Raw genomic sequence first — 17151 nt, forward strand, 5'->3', positions numbered from 1 at the left:
GGCTGAACGCCTTGGCGAAAAGCCGTCGATGGTCGTCATCGCCGCCGGCGTCGTCACCCTTCGCGCGAAACTCCTTCCAGAGGACGCCGAGGCTGGCGTGCTCGCCCTTGCGGACCTGCGCGCCGAGCGCCTGCCACTGGCGATAGGTGCCCCAGACCCCGCTCGCGTAGCCGCTGCCATAGGCGGCCGCCCAGAGCGAGATCGTATTTATGCCGCGATAGGGCTTGCCGCTGGCGACGTTGGTCGGGCGGGTGACGTCGGCGCCAAAATGATGCCACGGCATGCGCCAGGTGCCGGTGCCGGCTTCGATGGCGTCGACGATCGCTTGCGTGACGCGAGCGTAGACGTCTGAGCGTGGTGAGGCTGACATGATATGTTCTCCGTTCTCGCGCCGGGGACCATCCCCGGCGGCGGAGGCCCGTTCGCGCCGGGCACAGGGGGGCTCGCGCACCCGTCAGGGCCGCAGCGAAGCGAAGGACGGCGAAGCCGTTGCGCGGGCGCGCCGACCGGCGCAGGACTCCGCCAACAGCCGGGGTGGTCTACGGCGCGGGAGGGTCGATCCCGGCAATCACCGCGGTCAGGCGATCAAGCTCGCGCTGGAGCGCCTGACGCTGGAGGTCGGAGATGCGCCGTTCGCGTAAGTGCGCCCGGGCATCGGCCGCCGCACGTTCCCAGGCCGGTCTGTGGCGGGCGGTGATGCAGGCGTTGGGGCAGCGGGTCGGTTCGCACAGGGCGGTAAGCGGCTGCGCGGGATCGGGGGTCGTCACGCGCTTGAGGCAGAGCGCGGTCGCGGGATCGAAGAAGCAATCCGCGAGCGGGCCGACATGGAAGGTGCGCGCGACGCTGGCGAGCATGACGCGCAGGCGGGCCCGATCGGCGATCATGGCGGGCAGTGGCCCGAGCTTAACGGCGGCATCGTCGAGGGTCCGCGCGATGCGTGGTCCCGCCGGTCCGCCGAGTGATGCGCCGCCCTGCCGCCGGTCGAAATAGTCCAGCAGATCGTCAATCTGACCGAGCCGGCGCTGCGCCTCGACCTCTGCGCGAAACCCCGATCCACTGGTCCCGGCATAGCCCTCGAAAGCGGCGACCGAGGCATGCTTGTACTGGATCATGCCGGCGATGGTGCCGAACGGACGGTTGGCGATGTGCCACGCGATGGTGCGCCGGAACTGCCGCGTCGTGATGCGCCACGGCTTGCCATCGGGGCCGGGTGGGATGACCGGCGCATCGGGGCTGCCGAAGACGGTGTTGAGGTGGTCGCGGAAGGCGTTGAGCTGGCGGACCACCTCGCTCGACAGATGCGTCTTGGTGACAGCGCGGGGACGAAGCACCGGCCAGAGCGTGTCGCTTCCAGTCTTCCGTGCCGCGTGTTCCGACAGCCGTTCGAGCACCGTGATCGCCTCGGCCACCGGTTCGATCGTCACCCAGCTCGCCGACTCACCGGCGCTCGATCGGCGCTTGTAGAGGGTCGATCGGACGCGTTGCCGCTCGATCAGGCCGTCTTCGCTGCGCGCGATCGAGAGGCAGCCGCGCCGCATCGCCTGGACCTCGCAGTCGCGCATGCCGGTCAGATAGGCGCATACGATATAGGCGGCGGCCTGCAGCATCCGCTCCTCGATCGCTAGGGTCTTCACGTCGAAGCGGGCACGCCATGGCCGACCGCTCTCGGGAGCGATCGAGATCGGCGTGTCCATGCCGCCGACCTCGGTACCAAGCGATGCAACCGCTTCGCGAATGACATCCGGTGCGCCGGTAGTGAGCATGAGATGCATGGCCGGCTCGGCGACGGCATCGATGCCGGCATGCAAATGGAGGAGATGGGCGTTGATCGGCGGGGTTGCATCCCCGGTGAGGGGATCGATGCGCGTGGCGCCGTTGTGTGCCGTCGTCCAGATGGGCACGCCGCGTCCTTGCCGGGCTCGGCGCGCGAGATAGCGCTCGAGGCGCGCGCGCTGCCGCAGGCGGCGCTCTGCATCAGGCAGTCCGCGTTCGGCGGCGAGCAGCCGAGCGCGGACTGCCTCGAGCCGATCGAGCGCGACCCGAGCCGCCAGAATATCGGTCGCGAAGGTCGTGACATAGCGCAGCGACCAGGCGAGCAGCGGCGTGACAATCTCCTCCGGCATGCGTGGGGTGCGGTTCTCGCGCACATGCCGATATCCGGCGACGCGCGCAGCCGCTTGCCCGGCCCACGGCTCGAACCCGAGACCGCCTCCAGGCAGGTGATCCCGGAGATGGTAGAGATCGGTGACCACCTGCAAGAGCTGGCCGACGATGACGGGGCGCCGCGCTGAATCATCCCGCAGGTGGCGCGCATAAGCGTCGATCAGCGCCTGATCGATGCGGCCCAGGTCGAGCCGCCCAAGCCGCTCGCGCGCGAAGGCGAAGAACCGGCGAGCCCGGTTGAATGCCTGTCGGATGCTGGCGGGCGGCAGCTTCGGGTGGTAGCCGGGAAGACCGACGTTGAGGCGGGCGTAGAGATAGGCGCGCATTGCCGCCTGCACATCGGCATGTTCGAGCACGTCGAAATGCACGGTGACGTGGCAGCGCCGAGCGTTCTCGCGGAAGACGGCGGGACCGAGATCCCAGGTCGGGTCGCCGACGTGCGACAGCTCCTCGCGGGCATGGCCCGCCTTGAGCGGCGCGCTCGCCAGCACAGGGCGATCGTCGAACGCGGGCACGAGGGCATGGACGGGCGTGGTCATGCGCGTGCCTCCGGCGGCAGATAGAGCCGTTCGCTCCCCATCTGCCGGCGCGCTTCGGCGATAACGGCATCGGAGAAGACCGGCAGGACCTGGACCGTGATCCGGGTGTGGACGCGGCCGAACTTGGCGGCCCAGTCGCTCGCCGGCAGGCTGCATCGCTGCTCTTCGACGAACGCGAGAAAGGCGAGGATCGCGGGGAGCTTGCGCGCGGTGATGACGGCGTTGGGACAATCGAGGCAGCCCCAGAAGGGCTGCGCGCAGGGCGAACCGGGCTCGGCGAAAGGACTGCTATGGAAGCCCGCGCAGGCGGCGAGCCAGACATCCTGTTCGCCGTCGAGCACCGGACCCACCGTATCAGCCGACATCAGCGACGCGACCTGTTCGGGCGCTTCGCGCAGCGCCTGCTCGGCGGTGGGTGGAAGCACGGTCGGCATCGCCGCAGCGACCGCTGCGCGGAAGGCATCGGCGACGGCCGCCTCGTGCAACGGCCGGAGCGACGGCAGATCGGCATAGTGGCGCGCCGCAACCTCGCGGGTGTGACCGACCGCGAAGCGGGCCATATGCCCCTCGGTCTTGGTGTACCATAACGCCTTGTGGGTCTTGCGCAGCCGGGAAAGCAGCAGATGGAGCGGCTTCCCATCATCGCCGGCGATACCATGGCGACGAGCCCAGGCGGCGAGTTGGAACTTGGGATCGACGATGCCGGCGCGAAGGCCGCCAACGTTGTGATAGAGCCAGAGGCAATCGTCGGTCAGATGCTCGCGTGCGACGGCGGTGACGTCGATCAGGCGACGCATGAGGCCGCCGGGTGTGCCGCTACCACCATCGCGGACCCGCATGCTCTTGTGCTCGGCACCGCGGGCGCGGCGCTTCAGATAGCGCAGCTCCACCGTGCCGGCATGCGGGTTGGTGAGACAATCCACGGTCAGCGTCTTCAGGCACTCCGGCTCGAGGCCGGTATCGAGCGTGAGCAGCACGAGCAGCGCCGGCAGATCGCGCGCGAGCAGATGATGGCGGCCATGCAGGTCGTCGATGAGCGTGCTGATCGGCAATCCGCGCCGCATGCGCATGAAATAGAGGCGCTTCAGCGCGGGCTGGTCTGCGACGATAAAGCCCTGCCGCGCGATGATCGCTTCGACATCGGCGCGCGCCCTGGCGACGACAGGGTCGCCCTCATCAGTGCGGTCGTCGGCGCCGAGGCGGCGAAGCATCGCTTCGATATCGGCCCTCGCGGCGTCGCGCAGCGCGCGGGCGACGAAGGGGCTATAGGCATCGCGCGGGGTCGAGCGGCCCGCCGAAGTGGCCAGCGTGTAGCGCAGCCGCTCATGCAGGTCGGGCGCGATCCGATCGGGCCGGTCTGCCTCGATCGCGCGCAGCGTGTTGATGACCTTGCCGACCGTTATGTGCCGGTGGATCGCGCCCATCCCACGCCGTTCGAGCGCGGACGCAAAGCCATCGATATGGACTGCGCGCAGGTCGTTGACGCCGGTCACCTCCGGCGCATCATCGCCAAGCCAGGCGAAGAAGTGGCGATAGACCTGAACATACTGCTTGATGACGCTGGCCGCACCGATGGGGCCGCCGAGCGCCGCCGATCGACGCAGCGCACCGGCGAAAGCGATGGCGAGTGGGCGAGGATCGAGCCCGGTCATATCGACTAGGACCGTTCCGCCATGCCGCGCCTCGATGGTGAACTTGAGGCCGAGCACAGGATCGGGCTGCGATCGCTCCGGCGTGATCGGCGCAAAGGCGACAGGCCGGCCCTTGCGGGGACGCCCGCTCATACGCCTTGCGGCCCCGGCAGTAACGCCAGCAGCTCCTCGACGGCCGCGTCCACCGTATCGGCGCGGGTCGCGATATGGTCGAGGTAGATATAGGTGGTGGTGAGGCTGGCGTGGCCAAGCAGGCGTTGCACCTGTTGCAGCGGGTCGCCCAGGATCAGCCGATAGCTCTCCACCGGCCCCACCGGCAATGCCGCTTCGCGCAGCCGCTGCTGGATCAGCAAGGCGAGCATATGGACTGCGAAGGCGTGGCGAAGCTGGTGCGGGCTGATCGACAGCGGGAAGCCGTTCTGTGCGCACCGCTTGCAGGCGCGGGTGAAGATCACCTCCCACGAGTTGGGGCGGACAGGCTGGCCGACCTCGGTCAGCCATAGCGCCGCCGGCTCGCGGGGCGTTCCATCCTCGTCGCACAGGATCAGGCGGCATCGTTCCTCCGGGGTGCAGATATCGCGCATGCGGTCGAGACCGGCGCGGGTGACAGGGATCGGTCGGTCGAAGCTGGCCGCACCGTCGCGCGCGGCGAACTTGGCCACGCCCGCGGCGCGCTCGACCGCGACATAGGCGGCGATCTGACGAAGCAGCCGGCGTGGGACCAGAACGCTGCGTCCGCGGTCGCCCTTGGTGAGCGGCGGCGGAAGGGGCAACCAAAGTTGTTGGACGTCACCGTCCTCGCGGTCGATCGCCGCGAGCTCGACGGTGAGCAAGCCCGACGCCTCTTCGAGGCGCAGGCCGGTGGTGACGAGAAGATCCGCGAACAGCGCGTTGCGCAGCCCATTACGGTCGCGAGCGCCGGGGCGCTCCGTGCCGTCAGGGGTGAGCCCGCGCAGGCCGACCTCGCGGAAAATGCGGTAGTCGTCCATCGTGACGAACCGGACATCCGATCGCCTGGCGACACGTTCATAGGCATCGTTGCGCGCCGCGATCATGCCGCGACGGCCACCTTGCGCCGGTCGCCACACGGCGCGGCGGCTGAACGGCGCGTCGGCGATCAACCCTTGCTGCTCGCCCCAACGGTAAAGGCGATCGAGGCTGGCGACGGCGCGGTTCCAGCTTGCCGCCGTTATCCGGTGATCGGCATCGTCGCGGCGTCGCTCACGATGATAGGCGTCGACATCGTCGCGGGTCGCAGCCCACACGGTCTTGCCGCAGGCATCGAGAAAACGAAGCCAGACTACGACATCATAGGCGTAGGCGCGAAGCGAGTGCCGCGAGCGGACGCCCGACAGCGGCAGGTCGAGAAAGAAGCGATCCAGATCGGGATCGTAGAGCGCGTCGTCGCGCTGGATCAGCGGCACATGCGCATCGAGGCCCCTGGCCTCGCGACGCTCGCAAACAGTAATGATCGACACCGGCGCGAAGCCCTCCCCCCGGACCCCCCACCCGGAAGCTGACCTTCACACCGATGCGCGCTATGGCCCGGCAGCTATCAGGCTGGCCTCCGCCAGCTCTTGGGTCAGCGCTACGGCCAGCCTGATTACTGCCTACCGTGGGCGTCCATCGCCGACCTTACTGCAATGTTGCGGACGGCGCAGACTGTCCAGATAAGGCGATCAGTTCCTCGCGGGCATAATCCTTGCTGCCAAAGCCGTTCTTGAGATTGCGGTCGAGGCGCGATGGGTGGCCGGTGGCGTGGGTCAGTTCATGCAGGCAAGTGCGGTAATAATTGACCTGCTCATAGAAAGCAGGCTGCGGCGGCACCTGCACCACGTCCAGTGACGGCATATAATAAGCCCGGTCGCCGCCGATGCGGAACTCCACGCCGCTCGCCGCGATCACGTCTTCGGCGATGAGGATGATCTGGCATTCGGGCAAAGGGGCAGGTTCGGCGGCAAGGCTGGGGCGCAGCCCCTCGCACTGGGCGATGTTGAACACGGTAAACCGCTTGAGGAAGGCGATGGACTTGGCGTCCTGTCCCCTTTCCCGCGCCCTTTCCTTCTCTGTTTCGGGTGTGAAACGATCGGCATAGACGACGGTCGTTCCCTGCTCGCCCTTGCGCACATTGCCGCCTGCATCGAGTGCCTGTTTGAAGGTGAGCCAGCTTTGCGAGGGATAGCCCCGATCGATAGCCGCGCCCCACAGGATGAGGATATTGACCCCCGAATAACAGCGGGCGGTCAGCGCGTTGCGCGGGAGGCCGGGGCCAAGCGCCCCGCCAATGGCGGCCGGTCCCGATGCCCAAGGCTGGACCCAAGGAAAATGCCCTTCCTCAAGCTGGGCGATGATCTTGGCGGTGACCTCGTCATAGAGGCTGATCCGTTCGGGCTGGGCGTTTGCGGCGCGGCGCTTGGCCTTGGCGCTGCGGCTGGTGGAATGAGCCATGTCCTGTCCTCCTGCCTGCCCAAAAACATGAGCCTCCCCGAAAAGCGGGGGTGGGCGGCAAGATGCGACTGGAAAGGCCCGCCCCGGCGGACGCAGGCACCGAAGGGCGTAACGTAAGTGAAGCACCCGCAAGCGAAGCGGCGGGTTGCCGGCGACCGCGAAGGGCCTAGGAGGGAGCGCCGCCTGCTCCCGCTTTCTGGGAGAGGCTCCCACAAGCGCCGCCGCGCTCGCGCGGCGACCGCCGGGCGGACCTGGATGGGTCCGCCCCCTGCCCGCGATCGTTACCGAATGGACCAGACCCGGAAAACGGGGCTGGGTGCCGCCGGCCCAGGACGGCGGCATAGAGCGCGACAGGCGCAGCCGCAGGCCCGGAAAAGCATATATCCCCATTTGCAGACCTTAAAATGGACGCATTGTTGGGTGGGCGTTCCTCCTTGCTGGCGCGCGTCTATCGACGTGGTTGATGCGGCGCTCAGCGCCTTTCCGGCGGCGACTCGAGGCTCGGCAGGCGATCCGTCTGGGTTTGGGCCGCCCGGTGCCCGCCGAAAGGCGATGATCGATCCTGATGGTCGGCGCTGCTGGTCCCCGGCCTTGGGCTCGCTGAATGGGAAGCGATATGAAAGGTGTAGCCGCGATTAGCTTTGCGGCCCTGCGTTCAGGGCGAGACCATGATGCGTCTGTTTGGCGCTCAAAGCCCTGCCGTGGTATAAGGCAGTCATCGGTATCACAGGGGTTCCCGAGCACGATACCGACTGACAGGACTTCATTGGTCTGCCGCTTGCAAACGGAGACCGGTGCCATGAGTATGTCTGATCCCATGAAATTTGCGTCACAGGCGAGCGAGATGAGCGATCGCGAGATTTTCGACAGCATCCACGCTGTCGGCTCCGGCGAAAATGACCGCGACTTCAACACCGCCATTTTCGACGAAGCGCAGCTGCGCGGTATGCTGAGCGCAAGCGAAGTCGACGCCATCATGGCTTCCGATCGCTCCGCCGACTGAATCTGCGGGCCTGCAACCCGCCGACCAGCAACATCCGGGTCTGGCTGCCCACACCGCCTGGTCTGCCAAAAGTGCAGCAGACATATCTCTCTTTTCTTCGCGCGGCCGGCTCGCCTCGCCGCGAGGCACGACCCTCATGCCGTGCAAAAGGCGCCGTCGGCCCATCCGCAAATCGGAAGAAAGTGAACGATATTCACAAAATTGCGATCTTGAGATAATTATTCGCAGACAATGATCGAGATTCGCGGGCGACCTCGGTTGCGGTGATGGTTTTTCGCAGGAGTTTGCATGGGTGAATGGCCTTCACAGCCGGTGACGGATTTTCGCGGTCGCGCGCTGCCTGAACCTGCTACGCCTGTGGGCTATGCGGCATTGATGGCAGCCTATGATCTTGCGGTTCCACTATCACCACGTTTTGCCGCCATTGCGCAACGCCATCACCCGGTATCGACCGACAGCTGGCTGATGCTGACGCCACGCCATCGGCCCGAAGAAAGCCTGGCTGGGCACCTCACCTTCGCGATCAAGTGGGAAGGCGTGAACCTTCCCGTGCTCGACCAGCTGTTCCGGACGATCCCGGCAGAGGATGTTGCCGATATCGTCAGCACCACACCAACGGGCGCGTTCGCGCGCCGGATCTGGTTTCTCTATGAGTGGATGACCGGGCACATGCTTGACCTTCCCGACGCGGGCAAGGTCCGTCAGGTGGAGGTGGTCGACCCGGACATGCAGTTCGCCCTCGCCCGCGGCGAGACCTCATCGCGCCATCGCGTGCTGAACAATCTGCCCGGAACACCACGCTTCTGTCCCATGGTCGATCGTTCGCCTGCACTGAGCGCGCTTGCGGCCAAGAAGCTCGACGAGCGCGCACGCGCCCAGATCGGGCGGATCAGACCTGATCTGGTGGCGCGTGCGGCGGCCTTTCTGCTGCTCAACGATTCCCGCTCCTCCTTCGCGATCGAAGGGGAACGCCCTTCGGGCAATCGCGCGGTCCGCTGGGGCCAGGCGATCGCTGAAGCAGGGCAGACGCAGCTCAGCCTGGCGGAGTTCGACCGTCTCCAGCGCATCGTCATCGGCGATGCGCGCTTCGTGCGCCTGGGCCTACGCGAAGAAGGGGGCTTCGTGGGGGTTCATGACCGCGAGACCGGCGATCCCATCCCCGACCATATCAGCGCGCGCGCGCAGGATCTTGATGACTTGCTGGCCGGCCTCGTCGATTATGCCGACCGGACCCGCGAGGGTGGCTATGATCCCGTGGTCGCCGCAGCGGCGCTGGCGTTCGGCTTTGTCTATATCCATCCCTATGTGGATGGGAATGGCCGCCTCCATCGCTGGCTCATCCATCATGTTCTGGCAGCGGCGCATTACAACCCGCCTGGCCTGGTCTTCCCGGTGAGCGCCGCAATCCTGCGGGAAATCGATGCCTATCGACGCGTGCTCGAAAGCTATTCAAGGCCGCTCTTGCCGCTGATCGAGTGGCGGCGCACGGCAGGTGGCAATGTCGAGGTGCTGAACGAGACGGCGTCCTATTACCGCTTTTTCGACGCTACCGCGCATGCCGCCTTCCTCTATGCCTGTGTGGAACAGACGATCGAAGTGGACATGCCCGAGGAGGTCGCCTTCCTCGAAGGGTATGATCGCTTCACGCTGGGCATTCAGCAAATGATCGACATGCCGACCGATCAGGTCGAACTGCTTCACAAGTTCCTCAAGCAGAATGATGGCCGGCTGTCCCAGCGTGCCCAGGGACGGGAATTTGCCGCGCTGACGGCGGACGAGGTACGCGAGGTCGAACGTCTCTATTGGGACAGCTTCATCGAACCGGAGTGAAAGCCGGCTGCAACGCCTCCAGAAGTGACCGGGTCGTCCACTGCCGACCATCGAATATGCGCCCGGCCTTCGCTCGCTGGTTCCCGAGACACCCGCAAAAATGCGCGCGTTCCTGCCGATCCTGCAGTGCGCACGGCCGCATGGAATCGCCGCAGTTGATCGTCCGCATGGAGATGGCGAAATATACGCCTGATATATGCGGAATATCCGCACCCTCCCGCCAGACATGGCACAAGCGCGTCAATTCGCCGCACCGGCAAGCCGTGGCGTGCCCGCTCCCACCCTCCGCTCATGCAGCCTCTGCTCCTGACCAAAATATGGGAGACAAGCATGCAGGGAGCCCGGACCAGTTCATGTCGGCCAGAGATCGTCGAGCGATCGGTGCCGCAAGATGCGCATCTTCTGACCGGATCGCAGATGGCATGGGAGATATTGCGTAGGCGGGCGGACTATAGGGGCCAGACCTATGAGCGAAGGCTCTTGCGAACCAGCCCCTCGCTGGAGCTTATCCGGACCTGCCGCCCGCTCACATCCTGGGGGCTATGTTTTCGAGGGCGATCCGGGCCTGACAGCACGCGACGTCCCCCTGTTCTGGGAGGCCGCGGTGGACATGAACGTCATATGCGCCTTGGCGCGCCCATGTCGGTCCACTGAGCCTGGCGCATTTTCGCTCTTCGAACTGCCCTGGCCTGCGGTGCTGCTACAGCAGCCCGACCGTCAGGAACTGCTCGTCGAAAGCCCCCAAAGGCAGCTCAGGCTTAGTTTGACGGCAGGCGATCTGCTGCAAGGCCCGGTCGGGTTGCGATATATTATCGAAGGCGCCGCGCTGCTAGAGCGAACCCATGCGTTGCAGCGATGGGACTGGCTCTTGCGCCAGGGCGCATGGCCGCAGAGTCTGGAGCGCAACTCCACGCGCGGCGAGCGATGGTCGCTGCTTCTCGCCACGCTCGACGCGCTTGCGCGACATCGCTCGCTCCGGGAAACCGCCATCGCCCTGTTCGGAGAAATGACGGTCGAACGCGAATGGAATCAGGCATCTGATCATCTCAAGTCGCGGACGCGCAGACTTATTGCCCAGGCCCGCGCTTTGGCTGCCGGCGGTTACAAGGCGCTTCTCTAGGATCGCTGTTATGGCCGACCTTGGAGCCGGTTGCCGATCCACCGATCCGCGCCCATGCGCCAAACCAGGCAGCCGCTCGTATCGAGCGGTCATCCCGTTGCCCGCTAGCCAGCGCCATGATCCTGAGACGATGCCCGCTCCCCCCGTCGCCATAGCGATGTTGAAAATACGCGATATCACGCCTTCCTGCGGCGCAGGCCCCGCATGCTGAGCGCGCCAAGATCGATCATGGCGGTGCGTCCATCCAGCCATTTGGAGAGGAAAGCCTCATTGTCGTCGAGCCTGCCGCCCAGATCCTTGAAGAGGCGCTGAAAGGCCGCGATGATATTGGGCGGTTCAAGGAAGCAAAGGTCGGCGCCGCGGTCCTCGGCAAATTCCTGCAGCGACATGACCATGATCATCGCCAGCTTGGTGTCGGCGCAGTGGATGGCGAACTCGGCCGAGCCGAACGGTCCCACCAGCATCAATGCAAAAGGGTCGCAGTCCGTGGCCTCCGCAAAAGCCATCAATCGCTCGAATGTAATGCGTCCGCCGCCAGCCTCGAATAGCTCGTAGCTGCGCTGCGCCATGTCCATGCGGCGGGCAACATCGCTGGTTTTGAGGCCGCGTTTGCGCCGGATGGCGCGAAGGGCACGCGAGAGACTTTCGCCGCTGTCCGCCATGTCGGTCGTGAAAGACATCGCCGCCCCCGTCATGCGCGACCGGCCAGCCGGTCCATCCTTGGCTCGACACAGCAACTGCGTGGAGGCAGGTCCGCGAACCCTGTCAAAGCCTCTCCTGCCGGAACGAACATCCTCTGCGGGATGACCGCGATAGGATTGCAGAGTATCAGCAGCTTGATCGCATAATGCAACCTATTGATTTGCGCGCGTCTGCCCAATCAGGGTGAAAATGAGGTTATCTCTTGCGTATGCGCGCAAGGCGAGCGGCGATGGACTTCTCAGGGAGAAGTCGAATGATGCGCAAGGCGCCCAAATCCTATGCGGCCATATATGATGCGATTTTCAGCCGGATCGCCCAGGGCCAGTATCGCCCGATTCATCGGATCGGCATCACTACGCTGGCGCAGTCCCTGGGCGTCAGCACGACGCCGGTGCGCGAGGCCTTGCGCCAGCTGGCCGGGCGCGATCTCGTCGTCGAGCGCCATCGCGAGGGCTTCTATCTTGCGCCCCTCAATGCCCGCGCGATCATCAGCCTCTACACAGCCCACGAGCTGTGGATGGATCGGGCATTGCAGCTTCATCCAGCAAGCGGGTACAGGGCCGGTCGACCGCGAAGCCTCTGGCGCCTGTTCGACAACAGGGCCTCAACGACAGGCGACGCCGCGATCATCTCGATCCGGCGCTATGTGGACGACAGGCTCGCTGTGCTGCGCCGCCATGAAGCGACCATTCTTGGGGACATGGGGGAGCGCGCTCAGCTATTTGCAGATGCGCTCACACGGGATGATCCCGCGATGGCGCGCGATATCAGCCATGCTTTTCACGCGCGCTGCCGCAACGTCGCGGGCCAGCTTGCGAACGCCTTCGAGGGTCAGGGCAATGTTCCGAGAATATAGGCCAGATATAGAGCAAATATGATTTTGCTATCACTTGCGCCTGCTTCCTACTCAAGTCGCCGCGAATGGTCGCGGCCCGATGAAGGAGGTTGAAATGAAACAGTCCGTTCAATCCGGCTCGTCCGATCTGCGTCCCGCGAACCGCGCGATCGCGCTGGGCAAGGCGCGCAAGCTGACGCGCGCCAGCTTTTCGGGCGGGCAGCCGGAAATGATCCTCGACCGCGAATATACGGTCGGCGGCTGAACCAAGCTGGCGGTGCCGGTGCCTGACTACACTCGGCATCGGCACCGTCCATGAGGAGCCGCCATGCTTTCTCTTGACCTTTTCGGCGCCCCCACCGCCAGATGCGGTGACGGCGTCGTCACACTCGACTTCGAAGCCGATGCCTATAGCTGCCATTATGATCCAGTGGACCATGGATGGGAGGTCGGCGCAGAGCCGCGCCTGCCCATCTGGCGGGAGCCCGAGGCCCCTGATGATCGGCTCGAAGCGGGCGACCGACGCCTTTTCATGCGCGCATGGTGCGCCGCTCTTCCATCCTTCTTTCGCAAGCCGATCCGGTCTTTGATGATCGAGGCGATGCATCTTGGCCAGGCGCCCTTCCGGCGCAGCGCTGCGTCTGCTCACGACCTGGCTGCCCGGTTCGAGCGGATGAACCTCTACCTTCCCTATCGTGCGTCCTGCCTTCTGCGCGCCTATGCGCTGCTTCATTATCTGTCCTATCATGGACGCAGCGCGGACTGGGTCATCGGGGTTCAGCTCTTTCCCTTTCGCGCGCATTGCTGGCTCGCGATCGACGATATGCTGATCGGTGAGCGGGTCCATCTGATCGAGGATTATGTACCGATCTTTCGGCTGCGCCAAAGCTGATGCGCGGCGATTATCTCATCGCCGCCTGGCATCCCGAGGATGCCATGGGCGTGGCAACTGCCAGCCGGATCGAGGCCCTGTTGCTGCGCGAGCGCGATATCCAGATTTTGCGGTCCAATGGCCTGATGGTCGCGACGCAGGGCGCATGGGCCGAGCAGGTGGCCCCCTCCCAATATCTGGTCGGCGAAATCTTTGGCAGCGCGCAAGCCGGGACGTTGCCCAGGCCAGGAGCAGCGAACGAGGCGGGCTTTCGAGAATATTGCTCTGACCTGCTTTCCTCTCTTTGGGGCAGCTATATAGCGTTGCGACACGATCCCCATGCCCCGCTATTCCTATCCGTGCTCGCCGAGCCGATCGGATCGCGGGAATGCCTTCATTGGCGCCATGGCGGCGTGACGCTGCTGGCCTGCGACGCGGATCATTGGCTCGACCGCTTTCCGCCTGCGACACTCGCCATCAACTTGGAGGACATAGCCCATCTCCTCCACCATCCCTCCCAGGCCGCTGAAACCGCGCCTCTTATCGGAGTGGCGCCCTTGCAGCCGGGGGCGATCACCAGCTTCACCCGATCCGGCACCAGTGCCAGACGGTTATGGGCACCGCGCGACCATTGCGCGCCACGCAGCGCGGCGGGCGACCCGGCGGCGCTGACCCGCATCGTGGACGCAAGCGTGTCTGCCTGGTCATCCATGCATGCAAAGCCCATCGTGGAACTTTCGGGCGGTCTCGATTCCGCCATCGTCGCGGCGAGCCTGGCGCAGGCAAAGGGCGAAGGGATCGGCGCCTTCACATTTTTCAGCGACAGCCTGGCTGGCGACGAACGCCGTTTCAGTCGCGCCGTGGCAGACAGGCTTGGGCTGGAACCGCACGAAATTGCGTTCGGCATTTCGGCGATCGACGACAGCTTGCTGGATGGGGCGGCCGTGGGCGTGCGCCCCGGCATCGGCAGCACAAGCTTTTTCCATGATCGGCAATTGGCGGCCATGGGCCAGGCGCGAGGCGCCGATGCACTGTTCACCGGCCGCGGCGGCGATGCGCTGTTCTTCCAGCATCCCACGCCGCTGGTGGCACAAGACGGCTGGCCGGACGGGCAAAAGCTCAACCTCGAACGTCTGGAGGCGCTCGCGCGCTGGTGCCAGACCAGTATCTGGAGGGTCGCGGCCGCGGCCTGGCTGCCTTCGGTGCGGAACGCTGATGTCGCGGGCAAACGCAGTCCCTTCTGTGTCCATCCCAGCCAGTCGCGACCTTTGACATGGGCAGGGTCGCTCGAGGGCGTGTCTCAAGCCAAGCGCATGCAGATCGAAGCGATAGCCGGCGACCGGAACGCATTTGGTCCCAGCCGCTGCGCGCAGGTGATGCGAGTGATCCATCCGCTGCTTTCGCAACCGATCGTCGAACATGCGCTCGGCCAGTCGCTCATGGCTCTGACCGAGGGAAGGCGCGACCGGGCCATGGCGCGCGCAGCCTTTGCCAACCGACTGCCCGCAGCGCTGATCGAGAGACGCGGAAAAGGCAGCCTGTCCTATTTCTTCGGACAGACGTTGGCCAGAAGCGTGCCGATCCTTCGTATGCGACTGCTCGAAGGCGCACTGGCACAAACCGGACTCGTGGATCGGATGCAGCTCGAACATGTGCTCGACCCCGACCATCTGGTCCAGTCCAGTTGCTATGGCGAGATCATTCGCTTGCTCATTGTCGAGCGCTGGATGCGGGGATGGCAGGAGCGGCTGCAGCAACCACGGGAACAGCCCGCGCTTTCACCGCCAGATTATCTGCAAGAAAACCGATCACACGAGCATAGAAGTCTCGGAGATTTGCAGGGCTGCCGATAACATGTCCTTCTCCCCAATAGGTAATGAGCTGGGCATCCTTGCCTTGGCGGAACAGGGCCGAGAAAAGCTGCTCACCCTGTTCGACCGGCGAGAAATCGCGGTCGGCCCCGATGATGAGCATCGGCACATTCACGCGATCGGCCTGGTAGATGGGGCTGTTGGCGATATAGCGCCCCGGCGCCTTCCAGGGCGCTACGCCCATCCGCCCCTGCCCGTTTTCAGCCCAGGCATAGGAGGCCGCGACATTCAGTCCCTCCTCGGGCGACAGGCGCATCGCGCGACCGAAGGTCCCGGCGGTCGCGGCCAGATCATATATGCCTGCCGATGCGACGACGGCGCGGAAGCGCCGGCTCTGCACCGCTGCCATGGCGACACCATATGCACCATAACTATGGCCCCAAAGCGCGAGGCGCGCAGGATCGCAGCTGCCGGTGGCAATGGCAGCCTCGATCGCCGGGGCGAGCGCGGCAGAAAAATCGAAGCCGGTGTCGGGAAGAACGGGCGGCATCGGGATGGACGGCAATAGTACGGCAAAGCCGCTTGCCGCCAGAAGCTGCGCATTGGTGTAGAAGCGTTCACGGCCGACCTGCTGATCGGCGGGCGCAACGTCTGAATAGATTTGCCCAGGATAGGGAATGACCACCATCGGCAGCCCCTTGGCCCCCTTCGCTCCTGGTGGAAGCACAAGCCAGCTGGTCACCGGCGAACCGTCCGCCGATGGATGGACAAGCGGTCGCATGATGGCCGGTTCGACATCGCGCATGAAGCTGTTGAACGCCATGAGAAAGCGAGGTTTCCCCTGGTCTGCGAGGAACAGGGCGCTCCGCCCGGAAGCGGCGGAAATGCGAAGCGCAACTGCCCCGCCCTTCCCTATATCGCTCGACTGCACGGACACGATCGCCTCGGGCCTTTGCCATGGAACCCGTATGACGCCTCCTGTCGGCCTTTCGACGATGACGCCGCCTGTGCCAACGTGCCACGACACGGCACCCCAGATGGTGCCCGGCATGGCCGGTGGCCGGGTGCATGCCATCGGAACGGAAAAGCTGATATTCTCATCGGTCGGCGTAACGGACGCCCGGGCGGCGACCGGCACGTCCTGATGTGGGGAAAGCCTGCAACCGTCCAAGGATGCCGAGCGGACCGGGCCTGCTGACATGACGACATGCCGCGCCATGTTCGCCATCACGGTCTCCCGGCGCCCATTGCGGTCCGCGACGAAGCCGATATGCGCGCCATCGTCTGACCAGCGCGGATCGCCGGGCAGGCTGCAGTCGGAGCAGGGCTCCCATTGTGCCCCGGATGCGACATCCAGCAGGAGGAGATGGCGGCTATGGAAGCTGTCATCCTCCCGCACCATCTGGTCGGCGGAGGGCTGCCGCGCCCGATCCGCTTTTAGCAGAGCGACATATTTGCCGTCGGGGGATGGTTGCATCTGCGCAAACGGGCCTGTGGCAAGAGCCTGTGCCGCTCCCGTAACGGCATCGACCATCAGGAGCTGCTGCTGGGAGCGTCCATCATCGCGCAGATAGCGGCCGCTGCCGCTGATCGATACGGCCAGAGCGCCAGCGGCGGTCCGGTCCCATCGCTCCCGCATCGGCCTTTCGGGTGGCCAGTCCAGCGCGAACTGGGCAGCCGGTCTGTCATCGCGCTGCGACAGGATCAGCAGCCGATCGTCCGTGAGCCAGCTATGGACGGGGTGGAAACCGTCATGGACCGGCGCATAGGGCCACCACTGAACGGCGCCAGAAGCAAGCAACATGATGCCGAAGCGAAATGCCCCACCTTGCAGCCGCGCGACCGCAATCCGTTTCCCCGAAGGCGAAAACCCTAGAAGGATGGTGCCGGGCTGGTCGTCATCGAGCAGCGGTCTTGCAGGTCCGCGTCCATGGAGGTCGACGATATAGGGCCGCGCGCGCAGAATCTGTCCGAGCGACAATCGATCCTGGCGTTGCATCGCCAGATGCGACTCATATTTCTCGAATAAAAGCCATCGGCCGCCCGGATCGACCAACATCCTTCCTGTATCTTCGTGCCGAAGCAGATCGTCGAGGCTATAGGGGCGCGCTGCCACCGCCGCGCATTGCAGGATCAGGATAGCGGCGACTAGCCAGCACAGGAGGCGGCGCATGCGA

At 65.2% G+C, this 17151-nt stretch carries 14 protein-coding genes and 1 pseudogene; 8 read left to right on the top strand and 7 right to left on the bottom strand.

The window, feature by feature from the left end; translation table 11 throughout:
* The 5 genes from RLDS_RS32285 to RLDS_RS32305 all read right to left on the bottom strand — a co-directional run.
* On the bottom strand, positions 1–370 hold a 370-nt coding region (locus RLDS_RS32285), incomplete at its 3' end, for an ArdC-like ssDNA-binding domain-containing protein (protein WP_021224600.1).
* 169 nt (positions 371–539) lie between these two features.
* Positions 540–2702 (bottom strand): hypothetical protein, encoded by a 2163-nt coding sequence (locus RLDS_RS32290; RefSeq protein WP_021224413.1) that lies wholly within the window; start codon positions 2700–2702, stop codon positions 540–542.
* Positions 2699–4486, bottom strand: coding sequence for a hypothetical protein (locus tag RLDS_RS32295; RefSeq protein ID WP_021224414.1), 1788 nt, complete (start codon positions 4484–4486; stop codon positions 2699–2701). The genes RLDS_RS32290 and RLDS_RS32295 overlap by 4 nt, the downstream gene beginning before the upstream one ends.
* Positions 4483–5832, bottom strand: coding sequence for a tyrosine-type recombinase/integrase (locus RLDS_RS32300; RefSeq protein WP_021224415.1), 1350 nt, complete (start codon positions 5830–5832; stop codon positions 4483–4485). Before RLDS_RS32300 ends, RLDS_RS32295 begins: the two co-directional genes overlap by 4 nt.
* Before the next feature lie 157 nt (positions 5833–5989).
* On the bottom strand, positions 5990–6802 hold the full coding sequence (locus RLDS_RS32305) for an ArdC family protein (protein WP_021224608.1): 813 nt from the start codon (positions 6800–6802) through the stop codon (positions 5990–5992).
* Between the two features lie 799 nt (positions 6803–7601).
* On the opposite strand from RLDS_RS32305, the gene RLDS_RS32310 reads away from it, so the two are divergent.
* From RLDS_RS32310 to RLDS_RS32320, 4 genes are all read left to right on the top strand, one after another.
* A complete protein-coding gene (locus RLDS_RS32310) occupies positions 7602–7805 on the top strand; it encodes a hypothetical protein (RefSeq protein WP_152527989.1) in 204 nt (67 codons plus the stop codon).
* Positions 7806–8093: 288 nt separating this feature from the next.
* The gene (locus RLDS_RS32315; protein ID WP_021224610.1) at positions 8094–9635 is read left to right on the top strand and encodes a Fic family protein; all 1542 of its coding nucleotides are present in this window, start codon (positions 8094–8096) and stop codon (positions 9633–9635) included.
* A gap of 330 nt (positions 9636–9965) precedes the next feature.
* The gene (locus tag RLDS_RS57375) at positions 9966–10289 is read left to right on the top strand and encodes a transcriptional regulator domain-containing protein (RefSeq protein ID WP_408021102.1); all 324 of its coding nucleotides are present in this window, start codon (positions 9966–9968) and stop codon (positions 10287–10289) included.
* Entirely contained in the window at positions 10246–10755 is a 510-nt protein-coding gene (locus RLDS_RS32320) for a DNA -binding domain-containing protein (protein WP_236616792.1), read from the top strand. Before RLDS_RS57375 ends, RLDS_RS32320 begins: the two co-directional genes overlap by 44 nt.
* Before the next feature lie 176 nt (positions 10756–10931).
* Here the strand turns inward: RLDS_RS32320 and RLDS_RS32325 are convergent, their stop codons facing one another.
* Positions 10932–11435 carry a helix-turn-helix domain-containing protein gene (locus RLDS_RS32325; RefSeq protein WP_052034070.1) on the bottom strand — a complete coding sequence of 168 codons (504 nt, stop codon included), beginning with the start codon at positions 11433–11435 and terminating at the stop codon, positions 10932–10934.
* 275 nt (positions 11436–11710) lie between these two features.
* On the opposite strand from RLDS_RS32325, the gene RLDS_RS54420 reads away from it, so the two are divergent.
* The 4 genes and pseudogenes from RLDS_RS54420 to RLDS_RS56850 form a co-directional block, all read left to right on the top strand.
* Positions 11711–12313: a GntR family transcriptional regulator gene (locus tag RLDS_RS54420; RefSeq protein WP_021224613.1), complete on the top strand. Its 603-nt coding sequence runs from the start codon at positions 11711–11713 to the stop codon at positions 12311–12313.
* 94 nt (positions 12314–12407) lie between these two features.
* Positions 12408–12557, top strand: coding sequence for a hypothetical protein (locus tag RLDS_RS56215; protein WP_021224614.1), 150 nt, complete (start codon positions 12408–12410; stop codon positions 12555–12557).
* A 63-nt stretch (positions 12558–12620) separates the two neighbouring features.
* Entirely contained in the window at positions 12621–13184 is a 564-nt protein-coding gene (locus tag RLDS_RS54425) for a lasso peptide biosynthesis B2 protein (protein ID WP_021224615.1), read from the top strand.
* Positions 13185–13873: 689 nt separating this feature from the next.
* A pseudogene (locus tag RLDS_RS56850) lies at positions 13874–14836 on the top strand (asparagine synthase-related protein); the annotation flags it as partial.
* A gap of 37 nt (positions 14837–14873) precedes the next feature.
* On the opposite strand, the gene RLDS_RS32350 reads toward RLDS_RS56850, so the two are convergent.
* Positions 14874–17147: a S9 family peptidase gene (locus RLDS_RS32350; RefSeq protein WP_021224619.1), complete on the bottom strand. Its 2274-nt coding sequence runs from the start codon at positions 17145–17147 to the stop codon at positions 14874–14876.
* Between the last annotated feature and the right edge of the window lie 4 nt (positions 17148–17151).

This window comes from Sphingobium lactosutens DS20, from assembly GCF_000445105.1.
In the GTDB taxonomy this organism is placed as follows: Bacteria; Pseudomonadota; Alphaproteobacteria; order Sphingomonadales; family Sphingomonadaceae; genus Sphingobium; species Sphingobium lactosutens.

Excerpts from the sequence above, each read along its gene's own strand:
- RLDS_RS56215 (WP_021224614.1), top strand. The coding sequence starts at position 12,408 with ATGAAACAGTCCGTTCAATCCGGCTCGTCCGATCTGCGTCCCGCGAAC.
- RLDS_RS54420 (WP_021224613.1), top strand. The coding sequence starts at position 11,711 with ATGATGCGCAAGGCGCCCAAATCCTATGCGGCCATATATGATGCGATT.
- RLDS_RS32290 (WP_021224413.1), bottom strand. The coding sequence starts at position 2,702 with ATGACCACGCCCGTCCATGCCCTCGTGCCCGCGTTCGACGATCGCCCT.
- RLDS_RS32350 (WP_021224619.1), bottom strand. The coding sequence starts at position 17,147 with ATGCGCCGCCTCCTGTGCTGGCTAGTCGCCGCTATCCTGATCCTGCAA.
- RLDS_RS32315 (WP_021224610.1), top strand. The coding sequence starts at position 8,094 with ATGGGTGAATGGCCTTCACAGCCGGTGACGGATTTTCGCGGTCGCGCG.
- RLDS_RS32305 (WP_021224608.1), bottom strand. The coding sequence starts at position 6,802 with ATGGCTCATTCCACCAGCCGCAGCGCCAAGGCCAAGCGCCGCGCCGCA.
- RLDS_RS32310 (WP_152527989.1), top strand. The coding sequence starts at position 7,602 with ATGAGTATGTCTGATCCCATGAAATTTGCGTCACAGGCGAGCGAGATG.
- RLDS_RS32325 (WP_052034070.1), bottom strand. The coding sequence starts at position 11,435 with ATGTCTTTCACGACCGACATGGCGGACAGCGGCGAAAGTCTCTCGCGT.
- RLDS_RS32295 (WP_021224414.1), bottom strand. The coding sequence starts at position 4,486 with ATGAGCGGGCGTCCCCGCAAGGGCCGGCCTGTCGCCTTTGCGCCGATC.
- RLDS_RS32320 (WP_236616792.1), top strand. The coding sequence starts at position 10,246 with ATGAACGTCATATGCGCCTTGGCGCGCCCATGTCGGTCCACTGAGCCT.
- RLDS_RS54425 (WP_021224615.1), top strand. The coding sequence starts at position 12,621 with ATGCTTTCTCTTGACCTTTTCGGCGCCCCCACCGCCAGATGCGGTGAC.
- RLDS_RS57375 (WP_408021102.1), top strand. The coding sequence starts at position 9,966 with ATGCAGGGAGCCCGGACCAGTTCATGTCGGCCAGAGATCGTCGAGCGA.